This is a genomic window from Paenibacillus chungangensis (assembly GCF_042675905.1).
Classification (GTDB): Bacteria; Bacillota; Bacilli; order Paenibacillales; family Paenibacillaceae; genus Pristimantibacillus; species Pristimantibacillus chungangensis.
In genome coordinates, this window is the sequence record NZ_JBHTJZ010000011.1 from 39,748 (window position 1) to 54,968 (window position 15,221).

At 52.8% G+C, this 15,221-nt stretch carries 10 protein-coding genes; all 10 read right to left on the bottom strand.

Features of this window, described 5'->3' with window-relative positions:
- Window positions 1–55: 55 nt before the first annotated feature.
- Entirely contained in the window at window positions 56–1,351 is a 1,296-nt protein-coding gene (locus ACFQ2I_RS09865) for an ABC transporter substrate-binding protein (protein WP_377563928.1), read from the bottom strand.
- Between the two features lie 124 nt (window positions 1,352–1,475).
- Complete coding sequence (locus tag ACFQ2I_RS09870; protein ID WP_377563929.1) at window positions 1,476–1,826, bottom strand: hypothetical protein; 351 nt, start codon at window positions 1,824–1,826, stop codon at window positions 1,476–1,478.
- A gap of 200 nt (window positions 1,827–2,026) precedes the next feature.
- Window positions 2,027–2,965, bottom strand: coding sequence for a DUF4871 domain-containing protein (locus ACFQ2I_RS09875; RefSeq protein ID WP_377563930.1), 939 nt, complete (start codon window positions 2,963–2,965; stop codon window positions 2,027–2,029).
- A 3-nt stretch (window positions 2,966–2,968) separates the two neighbouring features.
- Window positions 2,969–3,529 carry an RNA polymerase sigma factor gene (locus ACFQ2I_RS09880; RefSeq protein WP_377563931.1) on the bottom strand — a complete coding sequence of 187 codons (561 nt, stop codon included), beginning with the start codon at window positions 3,527–3,529 and terminating at the stop codon, window positions 2,969–2,971.
- Between the two features lie 418 nt (window positions 3,530–3,947).
- Window positions 3,948–4,088 (bottom strand): hypothetical protein, encoded by a 141-nt coding sequence (locus ACFQ2I_RS09885; RefSeq protein WP_377563932.1) that lies wholly within the window; start codon window positions 4,086–4,088, stop codon window positions 3,948–3,950.
- 292 nt (window positions 4,089–4,380) lie between these two features.
- On the bottom strand, window positions 4,381–8,367 hold the full coding sequence (locus tag ACFQ2I_RS09890) for a CehA/McbA family metallohydrolase (protein ID WP_377563933.1): 3,987 nt from the start codon (window positions 8,365–8,367) through the stop codon (window positions 4,381–4,383).
- Window positions 8,368–8,441: 74 nt separating this feature from the next.
- Window positions 8,442–9,764: a GH39 family glycosyl hydrolase gene (locus tag ACFQ2I_RS09895; RefSeq protein WP_377563934.1), complete on the bottom strand. Its 1,323-nt coding sequence runs from the start codon at window positions 9,762–9,764 to the stop codon at window positions 8,442–8,444.
- Between the two features lie 24 nt (window positions 9,765–9,788).
- Entirely contained in the window at window positions 9,789–11,414 is a 1,626-nt protein-coding gene (locus ACFQ2I_RS09900; RefSeq protein ID WP_377563935.1) for a response regulator, read from the bottom strand.
- On the bottom strand, window positions 11,399–13,156 hold the full coding sequence (locus tag ACFQ2I_RS09905) for a sensor histidine kinase (RefSeq protein ID WP_377563936.1): 1,758 nt from the start codon (window positions 13,154–13,156) through the stop codon (window positions 11,399–11,401). Before ACFQ2I_RS09905 ends, ACFQ2I_RS09900 begins: the two co-directional genes overlap by 16 nt.
- Window positions 13,157–13,271: 115 nt before the next feature.
- Window positions 13,272–14,987: an extracellular solute-binding protein gene (locus ACFQ2I_RS09910; protein ID WP_377563937.1), complete on the bottom strand. Its 1,716-nt coding sequence runs from the start codon at window positions 14,985–14,987 to the stop codon at window positions 13,272–13,274.
- Between the last annotated feature and the right edge of the window lie 234 nt (window positions 14,988–15,221).

The window sequence follows — 15,221 nt, forward strand, 5'->3', positions numbered from 1 at the left end:
TTATATAATGGAGATAGCCAAAGACAAAATGTCTTTGGCTTTCATTATATGGCACTTAGTTCCTTTTTTCCTTGGAAATAATTTCATCCATTCGTTGTCCAGCGGACTCGGCTGCTTCTTGGACCGACTTTTTGCCTAACAGCGCATCGGTTATTTCTTGATCGAGCACCTTCTCCCATTCGGACGATTTCACAGAAATCGGATACGGCACAGCTTCCTCCAGCCCTTGCTTGAACGCTTCCACATGATCCTTCGGCATCGTGCCGGCCCATATATCAACCGCATCGTTGTAAGCAGGATAGTTGATACCGGAGCGGGCAGAGATCTCTGCTCCTTCCTGACCAGCCAGGATCTTCAGCAGCTCCCATGCCTCGTCCTTATGCTCGGAGCGGCTGTTGATTACCCAGCTTGTTCCATGAATCATATATCCTTTGTTGACATCATGCGGCAATACCGCCACACCCAGCTTGTCGCCAAGCATCTTGCTTAGCGTAGTGTAAGCGAATGATCCGTCCACGAGCATCGCCGAATGGCCCGAGCCGAACATCTGACTCATGTTGTTCTCCAATTGTGATTGAGCGTCCGGACTTATTCCTTTGTCCATCAACGTCTTCATCCACGTCAATGCCTTCTGCGTCTCCGCCGAAGCTATGCCGGATTGCGTACGCTCCGGATTGATGACGAAGCCACCGGCTTGGTGAATAAGCGGATAGTAGCCGGCCTGACCGGAATTGGCGACGATATAACCGTATACTTGGTTTTCTTTATCCGTTAGCTGTTCCCCATACTCCTCCACAGTTTCCCATGTCCATGTTTCGTCGGGGTATGGCACATTGTGCTTGTCGAGTATTTCTTTATTGTAATATAGCCCCATCGGTCCAAGGAAATAGGGCAGTCCGTACTGTTGATCGTTGTAGCTGTACAGATTCACGATGCCTTCAGGATAAGCATTCATATCGAAGCTGTCCTTTTCAATATACGGCTGCAAGTTCTCCACCAGACCGAGCGACGCGAAATTCATGAAGTTCGGTCCGTTCATCCATAAGATATCTGGTCCATTGTTGCCGGCAATGCTTGTCTGCATTTTCGTCCAATAGTCCTTGAATGGCGTAAACGTAATGTTCACGGTAACATGCTCGTGCTTCTCATTGAAGCGCTCGATGCTCTGCTCAAGCACCCCGCGATAACGGTCACCCCAAGCGGCAATATTCAGCGTAATGCTTTTCTTGCTATCGGCGGCTCCGTCTTTCGGCTTTTCGCCTTCGTCCCCGCCGTTATTTCCTCCGCATCCTGTCAGCATAACGCCAAGCATCAGGACGACAACCAATGAAGCAACTGACCATTTTCTCATGCTGCACAATCCCCCTTTTTGTCTTTCACAGTATTCATTGTACACAACAATGTAAGCGCTATGAATGAGGGAGATTTTACATTTTGGTGTGCTTTTGTGACCTTAGCAATCCTTTACAACAGGATTAACGCAGCACAATAATCTCCTTCGCCCTCAATACAGGAGGCCCGGATAACAAAACAAAAGATTGTTCATCGGGATAAACAATGACAACTTGTCCGATTTCCAAATCACGAAAGGCTAAAGCGTCCCCCCTTTTATCCTTCAAAATGGTGTCCTCCGAGACAGTGTATCTTGCATACGATTCTTCGGAATCGTCGTCGTTGCCTACTTTTTTCAAAAAAACCTCTTGATTCGACGCATATAAAATTTCATACTCTTGCATCTGCTCCCCAGTTAAAAACAGATAAGCTATTGTTGCTGCAACAACAACGAGAAGGAATAGCGCTATCACATTTCTTCCGCTTAACCGCATGCACAATCCCCCTTTTCGGCGCTCCAATGTAGGCTACCTACACTAGTCCGGCTCGCACGCACCTTTTCGGCACTCCAATGTAGGCTACCTACACTAGTCCAGCTCGCACGCACCTTTTCGGCACTCCAATTTAGGCTACCTACACTAATTCGGCTCGCACGCACCTTTTCGGCACTCCAGCCAACTTCCTTCAGATTCCTCTACTTCGCCTTCACCTCAATAACAATAGTGTCGATCAGTTTTCCGTCAATGTAAGGGAGCAGCCGCCAAATCCCTGGTTCGGGAAGCGACATGGAGCTAGGCATATGTCTGTCAGCCCCGTTGTTAGCCCCGCCCAGGCTTTCGGCACGGAACACCTCGATGAGCTCCTCCTCCCCCTGCTTGACCGCTTTCACAACAACCTTTCCGTCCAGCAGCGCATCCTCACCCCAGAAGTGCCACATATATTTATTAGCCTGACCCGCTATGAATCCAGCATCGATAAATCCCACAGCTCCCTCTATACCCGTCATCTCGTAACTTCCGGATACGAAAGCGGTGCTCGGTTCCCAAGATGGCTCTCCCACATGAAGCACCATAGCCGCATACTTCTTCCCGTCCAGACTTACGTCATAGCGCCACAATCCCGGCAGCGGCAAAGTGATAAAAGCCGTGTATCGCTCCAGCCCCTCATACCCGGAGCTTGGAGCATCAATGAGATGTGGCTTCACGGCGCGATCTCTCAGTCCCGTCTCCAGATGAACGACGTCGATGGACAGTTCTTTCCCCTTCAGCTCTTCGAAAGGCGCCTTAAAGCTGAATATATATCCGTAGCTTGTACCGGCCTTCAATTCAGGATCAGGGAACACCTCCAGCAGCAGCTCATTCCATGCGTCATAGGCTTGACGCTGCTCCTCTGGCATAGATGCCGGCATTCCCTCATTCCCTCTGAGCCAAGCTCCCTCCACCGCGAAAAACAGCAGCACAGCAAAAAACAAAGCGCCTGCCGCCACAGTGATTGCACCTATACAGCGTCTAGACTCCGACATGCCCTCGTCGGCGCGCTGTCTAATATTCATCCTCATCTCCTCGGTGAAATGCGAGCTTCCGAAAGGGGACTTCCGAAGCTCCTCCGTCCAATCCGGCTTATTCCTGTTCATCGCTTAAATCCCCTCCTTCTCTGATTGCTTCAGCAGCGCTTCCATCTTCCGCTTGGCGCGGTGTAGTCTGGACTTCACCGTCCCCTCCGACACCTGCAGTGAAGCCGCAATCTCGGCCATCGACAGCTCGTAGTGGAACGCAAGCACGACCACCTCCCGATGCTTCAGCGGGAGTCTCATCACTTGTTCCCATACATGTCGAGAGGTTTCGCGGTCTAGTGCGACCTGCTCTGCTGAAGCGGAGGAAGGCTCCATTTCTTTCTTCTTCTGCCAGTCAGTGCCCAGCACAACCTTGCGAATGAAGGATCCCTTCAAGTAATTGAGCGCCTTGTTGCGTGTAATCGTCAGAATCCAGCCCTTCAAGCTGGACTCACCTCGGAATGTGTACATCCTTTTATAGACGGCCAGGAATACTTCCTGTGCAATATCGTCCGCCGCATCGCGACGCTTCGTCAGGAAATACGCGAAGCTCCACACGTCATTGCCGTACTCCGACATCAGTTCCTCCAGCACCGCCCCACGATCGTAGCCCGAGGCCAAAAACTGCAAATAATGCTTCTCCACCCTATTTCACCTCTATATAATAAGACCATGAAGGGGTTATGAAAGTTCCTTTTCTCCCAAAATAACATAAATAAGGCCTTCATATCCGAGTAATTATAAATAACAGTAACTTCTGTTCTCATCGAAACGTCTAAACAGCATAAGCGGTGGATGCGGAATGCGTTGCACGGAGTAGGGTGAATGTGGATAGAGCGGCTATACGAAGAAAGGACGCCCGGGGGCGTCCTGAGGTTCCTCGACAAACTGTCGTCTTTACCAGTAAAGACGGGATTTCCTGTGCACTAGCTTAGCTTTCTATTTCACTTATAATACGAGCTGATTGGTATGATAATATCCGTCGGCTCCCGCTGATCCGCAGCTGTAACTACAATGTCTACGGTCTCCAGACCGCCTATCATCAACCTTCCTTGAAACGCTCTCACACTTCGGTAGGCTGCAATACCGCGAATGACGGATCGATTCCTCCGCTTGCATAAAGCTCTCGCAGCCAGCGCAAATAAGCTTCATGCTCCGGAGATATGATGCTGGCCAGCAGGCTTAAGTCAAGCTGCTCCGTCAAGCCGTTGCCGTCAATGCCATTGCTTACCGAGCCGCAACGACCGAATCTTCCCGGAGGTCAACTCTCCTGACGAAAAAATCCCAAGCGGTGACTGGTTGCCCAGTGTCGCTTGGGATTTTTTTCGTTAACGGGTGTGATTGAGCTTATTGAGCGGTTATGAGCGGGTGTGAAGCTGCAAGCGTTACTACTTAGCGACAAAGCAAGTAGGGGCTTATCGCTCATTTTGCTCACTTAGCCCTGTCAAGCGCACCTCGTACCGAATCGACCTAAGCAGTAACCTGCAAGCACACGATCAAGCGCCGCCTCCCATCAATTGAATCAAGCAGCGGTACACGTTGCTGCTGCCATCATCAGCCATGACGGTTATCTCGGCCATGCCTAACGGAGACTCTCCGCCCTTCAGCTCGGTGTATACGACGGATTGCACACTCGCTCCTTCGCTAACCGACACCTTCAGCTTCTTGGGATCGAACGCCTTATCCTTCACGAACAGGGAGAAGATGCCGAACCGCTCTTCAATGAGATACTTGTTCTTGTTCTTATAGACGATGCTCTCAATGCCCTTCGCATTGGAAGCTGCGACTGAACCGATTATCTCGGTCCATATCGGATTGGAATAGGCGAATCCCGTACCGGTCAGCGGACCGATTCCCGAGCTGTTGGGTTGCGCCTTCTCGCTGCGCACTTCGAGACGGTAGAACGCATCATTCGCTACAGGCAAGCGCACCGTCTCCACGAATGTATTCCTGCCCATGCCGGTCAGGTTTTCTTCGAATACAACCTCTCCGCCGTCATAATCCGAGATGTTCCCGGTCACATTATGCTTCACGATACGAATATGCGTCAGATCGCTGTTCGGATCGTAAGCCTGAATTCGAAAGCTAGCGATACCCGCTTCCTCCAGCCGCAATGTGCCGCCCATATCGATGCCGTCGGCTTCGAATCGGATCTCGGGTCCGTTAGAGCCGAAGTAGCCCCCTGTCCGCAGCATGTTCAGCACGTCTTCTTCCGCAAGCTCCGCTAAGCGCCCCTTCGAATAAGGATCTCCGACCTTGCTCTTCGTATGGCCGTCCGAGCCCGAGATACCGTAGTACTTGCCATCGCCGTGAATGTTAAGCTCGTCCCAATAGCGGAAGGCCTGTTCGTTCACGCCGCCGTCGAGCGCATGCCAGGTGCCATTCCACACCTCCACGCCGGTGAACCCGCTCCAGCTGTAAGGCTCGGTGAATGCGAAGGTCTGCTCGAACGGGTGTGCCATGTAGAATAGAGCACCCTCCCCAGTCACATCGTCCATGCTGTCCTGCCACGAATAACCCGATGCCGGATCGCCGACATCCGCTCTCGGCACGCCGCTATATCCAAGCGCCAGCGCGTGACCTTCATCCGTCGTAATCTCCGTGCCGCTCAGGCTCAGGAACCTTCCTCCGTAGCTGCCGGTAGCGTCTAACGCATCCTGCCGTTGCGAATCCGTATTATGATCAGTATTCCATATCCAAGATAGCTGTCTTCTATCGTACATGCCGGATGCATTCTCGGCTACCGAATGCACGCCGTCGCTATGCTCGGTATGAGAATGAGTGTCTCCTCCGAAGTAGCCTTCTCCGACTACATCCAGGCTTGCTTTGCCCTTCATGGCAAAGCTGTCGGAATAGGAGGTGGCCTGCACGAGTCCCCTGCCGCCTTCCAGCGCCAATGCTTCCACTTGAATGGAGACTTGCCCGCCTGCAGCCAGTACAGGCAGCTCTACCGAATCGTCATCCAGCAGGTAGACGAAGTACGGTGACTGAAGATCAAGTAAGACATTCGTCAACGGCTGATTCGTCAGATTCGATATGACAATATCGATATTGAACAACTCTCCGGCCGCCACATGATCCGGAACGACTATCGCTACATCGGCATACTGATCCATCACGAAGTCCGCTTGTCCCCTTCTAACCTCTGTAAGATCGATGCTCAGGCTATCTCCGCCATACGCCTCGTGCTGCGCCGACAACGTATAGAGACCTTCCCTGAGGAACAGTTGATACTTGCCCTTGTCGTTCGTCATCGCTTCCATCACGGCCGTCCCGCTATCGTCGACGGCTGTTATTCGCACTCCGGATACGGGATTACCTTCCGTATCGGCGACTTCGCCGGTCACGTTGGCAACCGACTCCGGAATGCCATGCTCCCGAATGAATGATGACCAGAATTCCGCTACGTTGTAAGGCTTCTCCGCAGGGCCGGGAACGTGGGGCAGATGATAGACGACATATTCCTGTCGTTCTCCGTCTGCTACCCTAGCATTGAACCAGACTCCGTTGAATATGCCCTCGTGCATGACAATATCCGGCTGCTGCTCCACCGGCCAGATGATCGCATGGGCGGTGTTGCCGGAGAATGCATTATGAATGCCGCTGAACAGATAGTTATCCGTCCACCCGTCCCTGATCGCCTGCTTCTCCTGATTGTACACCCAGTTCACGCCGGGCAGATAGCTGTGCTGCTCGCCCGGCTGATCGGGATCGATAATATAGCCGAAGTGCCCCTCGAAGTCGGCTCCCGTCTCATTGTCGAGCGTAATCTCCATCTTAATGAGCGGCGTGCCTTCCACAATAGAATAGCGCACAGAAGACTTCATGCCTGCGTCCCGGTCCCAGTCTCCTTGCGCCGTAATGGCATCTCTGCTGCGGCTGATAGTGGGCAGCTCCAGCTTATCCAGAGGATGGAACCACGACCATTCCATATGCTTGCCGTCAGCTTCGTCCTCCGGCGTAACGCCAAGGTCGGAGCTGAGGACGAATTCGGTAAAGTCCAGATTCTCCGCTCCCGTCAGCTTTGGCACCGCGTCCATCATATGGCCGGGCGTCAGGGAGCCCCACTTGTTGTTGCCGGAGGCGTTATTGCTCCAATCGACAGGGTCCATGCCTGCAGTTCTGACGGTGCCGATCGTAAGCTTCACCTCCGGGCTCTCCAGATAGTAGTATTCGTTATTGGGCCACCAGTCTCTGGACGTGCCCGCATAGGTGAAGCCAGGGTCTCCCTTCGTGACGCCACTTAACACTTCCATGTTCCGCGCTGCCATCGTGAAGTCCGCTATCGCAGCGTCGCCGGCGATCAGAGCAGTGAGCGTCCGTTCCTCTTGCTCTGTCTCGTTATCGGCTCGGATCAAGTACTCTTGTCCCTTCAGGGCGAAAATGTGGTACGCTCCCTCCTCATCCGTCGTCGCCGATCCCATCAGCTCGCCACCCATGGTGTACAGATCCAGCTCCACATGAGGGGAGGGTTCTCCCGATGCGTCGGCGACCATGCCCGACACTTCTCCGATATTGTCCGCAGATGTGCCGTCCCGGACGGCATCGGCCCAGAATTGCGCCGTCACATAAGGCTCGTAAGCCGAGGAGGGCCGGTGCGGAAGATGATAGATGATCAGCTCCTGCGAACCGTTCGCCGCAAGCGACACTTCGAACCATGCACCGGTAATATAGCCTTCCGGAATAAGAGCTGACGGTTGCTGGTATTCCGGCCAGATGATTGCATGCGCCGTATGGCCCGTGTACTTGTCCTGGCTTCCGTTGAACAGATAATTGCGATTCCAGCCGGATGTGATGTACTGGCTGACTTGCCCTCCTCGCCACCCCCAGCCGGGCACATAGCTCTGCTGCTCCAGTTGTTCGTCCGAGTCGATAATATAGCCAAGATGCCCCTGGAATGGCGCCCCTCCTTCATTCGTCAATGTTAGCTGCATCTTAATGAGAGGCGTGCCTTCCACAAGAGAGTAGATAATCGAGGACTTTATGTCCGGATTGGCGTCCCAATCGCCGCTTGCCGCTATCGTGTCTCCTGCAATGCCAATCGCATCATGCTCCAGCTTCTCGGCGGGATACCACCAAGTCCGGGCAGGCTCGCTTCGCAGCACGAATTCTGTATAATCCAAGTTATCGCGCATCCCGGGCTTCGGCGCCGCATCCATCAGACTGCCCTTCGTCAACGAACCCCATCGATCGTTGCCGGAAGCGTCCGGACCGTAATCCGTCTCGTCGAACGTGCTCAGCCGAACCGTGCCCACCGTCATCTTCACATGTTCATTCTCCAAATAATAATAGTCGGTTGCCTCTACCCAATCCCGCGCCGCCGGACCGTAAGTGAAGCCGGGGTCCTCGCTCGTAACGCCCGCCTCCGCTCCAGTAGTCGCCGCAGCCGCAGTCGCAAGCATTACTGCCATCAGTAGCGCGACTGCAACGGAGAGCAAGATAACTACTCCCCACTTTTTCCCTCTATATTCGTCGTATTGCATGCTGAATAACCTCCTCTTGAATTAGGTGGTTGCATAGACAATCGCCGTAATATTCCGACTCTGTATCTTAGTGACTAACGCTTCTCTATGCTCACATAGAGAATGGAATGCTTCGGTGCGCGCAGCACCAGCTCCCCCGATCCGACCGTTCCGCTCTCCTCCGCCTCGAAGCTTCTCTCGGCATCGATTCGATAGACCGTGAACCGGTCCTCCGGCACGATGCCCTCTCCTGCGATACGCAACTTATACTCCTCTTCCTCCTCGCGGAAGTGGCTGATCAGTACAGCGATATCGCCATTGCCGCCTCTGCCGGCCAGACAGGATACCCCGTCGCTCGCCTCCCCAATCGTACACGCCAGCCTGGCGTCATGTCTTAGCAGCTTATCGAAAGCATGGAAGGCGTAGAAGCTCTTCTGCGGTACGCCGTAATAGTCGAACAGGCCGCAAAATAATGCCGTCGGCTGCGCGTCGTAATAATTGGCATAGTCGACCGGCAGATCTTGAAGCAGGGACAGCACATGCGCAGCGAAGGAAGCCCCTTCCTCGCTCTTCTGCCTGTCGAACACATCCTTGCGCAGCCTTTCATTCCCTTTCTTCCAGATCGTTGCGAAATCTCCGGTGAAGTAGTTCCATTCGTTGAAGTGGCTTTCCGCCTCGGTATAGCCGTATTGATCCAGCAGCCCACGCACATGCCGAGCGTGACGTGCAATCACCTGCGGATCTGCCGTGTACGTATGCCAAGAGAAGAAGTCCAGCGGCGCTTCCGCACGCCTGCAGTAGTCCAGGAACTCCGGCACGAACTCTCTAGCCGGCCCGGCTACAGCAGGTCCGCCCACCTTCAGCTTGGGATCGAACGCCTTGATCGCCTTGGCTGCCGTCTCATAAAGCTCGTAATACTGCTCATGGGTGCCCGACCACATGCGCACACTATAGTCCGGCTCGTTCCAGATCTCCCAGTAATCAATACCGTAATGGAAGCCGTCTGCCCAGCCGTAGTTGTAATGACGAATAATGCCGATACAGATCTGGGCCCACTTCGCATAATCAGAAGGCGGATGGACGAAGTACTTCTTCTCCGTATGCTCGATGCTCTCCCCGAGCCGGTACAGTATCTTCGCTCCCGTTGCCGCAACCGTGCGCATATATTCGTCGGTCTGGGTGAAGTTGTAGCTTGCAGGATCGGCGGGATCCTTGTCGAAATCCGGGAAGATGATATGCATATCCACTTCTCGCGGATGAGGCCAGTTCGGATCATGGAGCCGAACGAGCGGCACTCCCATATCGACATAATAGTCTGTCACATCTACTAACGAGCCGTAAGTAACGGGACCGTTATTGACACCGTGAACCGGCTTGAAGAGACCGATCCCTTGATCGGCATGAATAGTCACTTCCATTCTCAGCACTCCTCCATTGTCTGATTAACCTTTTCCTTGCTTGTCCCGATATTCCTGCGGCGTAACGCCGTATGTCTTCTTGAATACCTTGATGAAATACGCCGTGTTCAGATAACCGATCTGACCGGCAATCTCATACACTCTGTAATCCTTGTTGTCTAGCAACTGAACAGCCCGCTCCATGCGCAAGCGAGACAGATAATCCTTCAGCCCTTCACCGGTAATCATCTTATATATTTTGGAGAGATAGACGGGATGCATGCCGACATGATCCGCAAGTGTCTGGAGCGACACATCCTCCGCCAGATGCACATGAATATACTCTTGAATTTGTTCAATAAGCGACTCCCTGGCATCCTGGATTTCATCGCTATTCGCAACCGAAAGCCTACGACATACCTCGAACGCCCAGTTTTTGAGCATAGGCACCGATTGTACAAGCTCCGCCGATTGATAGAACGAGATATCTCCCTCGCACTGCAGCGCCTGAGCGACCGTCTGTCCGTTCGCATGAGCATAATGATAGCAAGCCGATAGCAGCGTATGATAGATTTCGGACAAAAAATCTGCATGAAGCCCGCCGTTATTATGAGCAGACTCCGCATCCGCAAAGATGCCCCGCAGCTTCTCTCTCGCATCCTCCCACAAGCCCGCTGAGAAAAGATGAGAAATAGAGGGAGGAGAATGCAAGACGGAAGCCGCCCTTACGACGGATACTGCTTCTGCTCCTGCCGTTAGCAGCAGACCGGCATCCGATCCAACTCTTCTTCTCAATGTCTGAACGGCCCGCTCGTATACGTCAGGCAAGTCATAGGGGAAGGATTGACATATCCCATATACGACGGATATATTCACATGCAAGTAATGATGGACCAGATGCTGCCATTGGCTCAGCAGCCGGGAGACGGAATCCGCATGACTCGCCCCATCCCCGGGGTTTCTCGGTTTTATGATAATCACTTGATAGCCATGAACATCCTTGCAGCTCCATAGCTCGCAGATAGGACCCATTACCTCTTCCGCGATATTGATAACTGAATATTCCATTAACGACAGATGATGACCGGAATAAGCCGGACGCTCCATTCTCACCACCGCAGGGTAGGCGTTATCCCCCTCATGGTAGGGCAACTCCAGCAGCTGCAGCTTGCCCGCCGCATCCTTGGTGGATATGCGGCCTTCCAGCAAGTTGCGTAGCAGATCGGAACGAAGCGTCGGCAGATGCTGGCGAATATATTGCTTCGTGGATTGCTGAGAGGAGATATCCGTCCATTCCTTCCGCATCGCCTCCGTCAGTTGGCGGATCGACTGCATCAACGTCTCGTCGCGAACCGGCTTCAGCAAATAATCTGCCGCATCCAGCTTCAACGCTTGTTGCGCATATTCGAATTCGGCATGACCGGTAAGCAGGATGAACTTCACGCGGCTGGAATACGTCCGTATCGCCTGCATGAGCTGGATACCATCCATCCCCGGCATGCGAATATCCGTCAGCACGATGTCCACATACTGTTGCTCCACGATCGCCAGCGCTTCCCTGGCAGAATAAGCGCACAACGCCTCCTCGATATCCAGCTCGCCCCATGGCATCGTCTGGAAGATGGCATTGACGACCGACGGTTCATCATCCACGATTAGAATTCGGAACATGCGGTATCCTCCTTCACGAGAAATGTTAGCGTCACGACCGTGCCTCCGTCGGGGTTCCGCGCCACACTGAGGCCCGATTCCCCTCCGAACATCAGCTTAATCCGCTGATTGACATTCCACAGTCCGAACGATACGTTATCGGGATTATCCGCGCTGTCCAGACGGGTCTGCAGCTCCTGGAGCTCACGTTCCCCGATTCCTACGCCGTCATCTGAGACAATAATTCGGCAGACAGGTGCGTCTTGCTCCCCGACGATGGAAATATGAGCGTGCCCATCCCTCGGTTCTATGCCGTGAATGACTGAATTCTCGATCACAGGCTGCAGGATCAGCCGTGGAATTTCCAATCCCTTCATGGATTCTGGAATATCCATTCGGTAGGAGAAACGATTGGTCCGCAGGTTTTGAATTTCTAAATAGTTGACGATGACATCCAGCTCATCCTGCAGCTTTGTCGTTCCCTTGCCGAGACGAGTCGTATACCGGAAGTATTCGCCAAGATTCAGCGCCATGGCAACCACGGCTTCCTCTTCTCCGAGACGGGCCTGATTTTTGATGAAGAACAAGCAGTTGTACAGGAAGTGGGGATTAATCTGCGACTGCAGTTGCTTCAACAGCGCCTCCCTGGAACGAATGCGCTCCTCGTACACCCTCTCCAGCAAGGTCTGGATCTCCTCGGCCATCTCATTGAATCGGCGGAACAGGAAGACGAACTCACCGGAGCCCTCCATCCGGATACGCGAGGCGTAATTGCCCCGCTTGATTCCTTGTATGTTCTTGATTAATTCACGGATGGGCACCTGAAGCTGACGATATAATATATTGGCGGCAGCTATGCTCAGAAGCAGTAAGGCCGCTGTGAACGTATAGAATAGATGACGTGCCTTCGTCACGGGAGATAACATTTGATCGACCGGAATGGAATCGACAAGATACCAATCGAGGCCGTACAACCGCTGATAGGTGGCGACATAATGCTGATCGGACAGCTGTAAGGACAAGTTGCTCTGTCCCTCCTCCAGATCGATGGAGTCCAGGTAAGCCCGTACGTCCGATGCGTAGCTCGCATCAATTGTATGGTTACTAATTAGACCGAATTGCGGGCTGTAAAGCATCGGATCTCCGTGCCCATCGGCCTTATATTGATCCAGCATGCTCCGCAGATCTTCCGTCCCCATAGCCGTCTTGATAATGAGGCGCGCGGAAGCCAGATCTTCATAGGCATCGCTCGGTGCGACGGCATGCCAGACGAAGGTGCCCTGATCCTCCGATGCGCCTGCATCGTATTGCCACCCCTTCTTGATCCCGCCGATTAGCTCCGCATCCTCGAAGTCGAACGTATTACTGGTCGTAGAGATGACTTCGTGCGTCAATCTGGAATACACCGTAATGTCCGTCCACCAGCCTGTAATGCCCGACTGCAGGGAGATCTGCTCCAGAATGCTTCGCTTCAGCTTCTGTCGATCGTAGGGGTCTCCTGACAACTGCTTGTACTCCAGTTCCCGTATTTCGGGATCATTAGCCAGCATAATGGAATTAATGGAGATGCCATTGAACTTCTCCTCCAGCTGGTTTTTCAGGAACATGAGCTTGTTCAGATTGGCCGCCTCAATCTCGCGCTTGATGACGTCCACTGTAATTCGATTATAGATAGAGAAGAACAGCATCATCAGCACCAGCAAGCCAATAACGAGAATAAGCACTTTTGAGAAGCTGTTCAGCTTCAGGTCCATAGCTTTCATAGAGTTATCACGCGCCCTGCATTGGAGTTGTGTTTACGTGATTGATCGTAACATAGCCCGCCATTTTGCACTATGGCTACAGTGCGCGCCCCCAGGAAATGTGCCAATAAACCTCCTACTGCGTCACGCTCTTATACCATTCGTTGACTTCCTTCGTAATCTGCTCTCCGCCTTGCGCTTGCCACTTTTCCACGAATGCATCGAACGCTTCAACGGGCTCATTGCCGAATATAATTTTACTGTACGTCTCCATTTCAAGCTTTTTCAGATAATCCCACTTGCTCTCCATCGTAGCGGTAGCTCCGCCGGTAAAAGCGTTTTTGACGGAGAATTGGCGTGAATTCCAGACGTCCGTTGCGGATTGCAGCTCGATCGGCGGTACGAAGCCGCCCCAGATTTTCTCGTACGGCGTTTCCGGCTTGCCGGACTCCGCAATCTTCACAAGCGCCTGCACGTTCTGGGAAGGAATGCGCGGTCCTTGATCCAGCAATCCGTAGAAAAATACGCGTACGCCGCCTCCCGGAATTTTGCTCAGATCGTACGTGACTTCACCGTCCACGATATCCCAGTCATATCCCTTCGCCCAGCCGTTCTCGAATTCGCCTCCCGCTTTCGGATCGGCGACATGGTCGAACATGTAATTGGCATACGTGAAGAAAATCTCCGGATTCTTCATGTCCTTGTTAATGAATAATCCACCGTTGTAAGGGTGTCTGCCGTAGTGCATGCTCGTGCCGTCCGGCCCAACCGGCAGCGTGAATGTGGTCAGCTCCGCATCGGGATTGTTCTTGTTCAGATCGCCCATCGGCCATGCTTCAGACCAATATGGCCCAGCGAAGCTGCCCGCGCTGCCTGCCGACATGAACGAGCCCGCTTTGGATGCGTCCCAGATGCTCGCCTCCAATGGAATATATCCCTTCTGTACCCAATCCTTCAGCTTCTGCAGTCCTTCCTTAATCTGCGGAAGCACGGAGCCATAAGCCAAGCTGCCATCCTCCTGCTTCAGCCAGAAGCTTGGCATGGAGCCATATGCGCCGAAGACCCAGCCTAATCCGAAGGAATCGCCATAAGAACTCTTCAAGCCCGTGGACACGCCGTACGTATTGTTCTGTCCGTCACCGTCGGGATCGTCGTTCGTGAAGGCGTCCAGCATCTTTTCATATTCCTCGAGATTCGTAGGTGGTTCCAAATTCAGCTTCGTCATCCAATCGCCTCGCACCCACAGGACGGGGTCGTTGTTGTAATCGTAGTCCAGATTCGGTATGCCGTACCGCTTACCGTCTCTCGTGAATTCGTACCAGACAGTGGGGTCTTCATTCATCGCTTTCTTCCATGTATCGCTGGCATACTTGTCGAACAGTTCGCCTACTTCCATGAACTTGCCGGAGTCGATCAGCAGTTGTGCTTCCGCTCCGCTAGCGAACAGCACATCCGGCATTTTCTCGTTTGAGGACAGCGCCAGCTTCAGCTTCGTCGCATATGCGCCGTTCGTATCCTTCACCGACCACAGATTTTTTATTTCAATTCCAAGTTTCTCTTTGGCCCAGCGGTAGTGGACGTTGTCGTCCGCCGTCTCGCCGTTTTTGAATTCAACCGCTCCTGCAAGACGTTTTACTGTCGTAATCGTGACAGGAGGATCGTATTTTCCGTCCTTCATAGGTAACTCATTCGTATTCCCGGATTCGGGTTGGCCCGAATCTGCGCCTGCCGTCTTGGATGGCGGCGGGTCCCCTTTTCCATTTTCATTCTTGCCTGTACAACCCACCAGCGTTGCGGCCACTGTAACCATTGCAAGCGCCAACAATAAGCTTCTGCGAGTAGTGCGCGTCATTTCCCTTCCTCCAATCGACTGAGTATCATCCAACTTCACTATTAATCCTACCCGTGTTTTGTTCGGAGAGAAATAACAGATTATTAACTACGAAATACGCTTTTATTAAGATTGACTTCACTTCTTCACAGGAACTTAACATGACATTACGGGGTTAATAAAACGGTATTCCATGTTAACGATGAGTTATATAGAGGAAAAAACCAACCTGCTACAATGGAGAGGAAATCGATG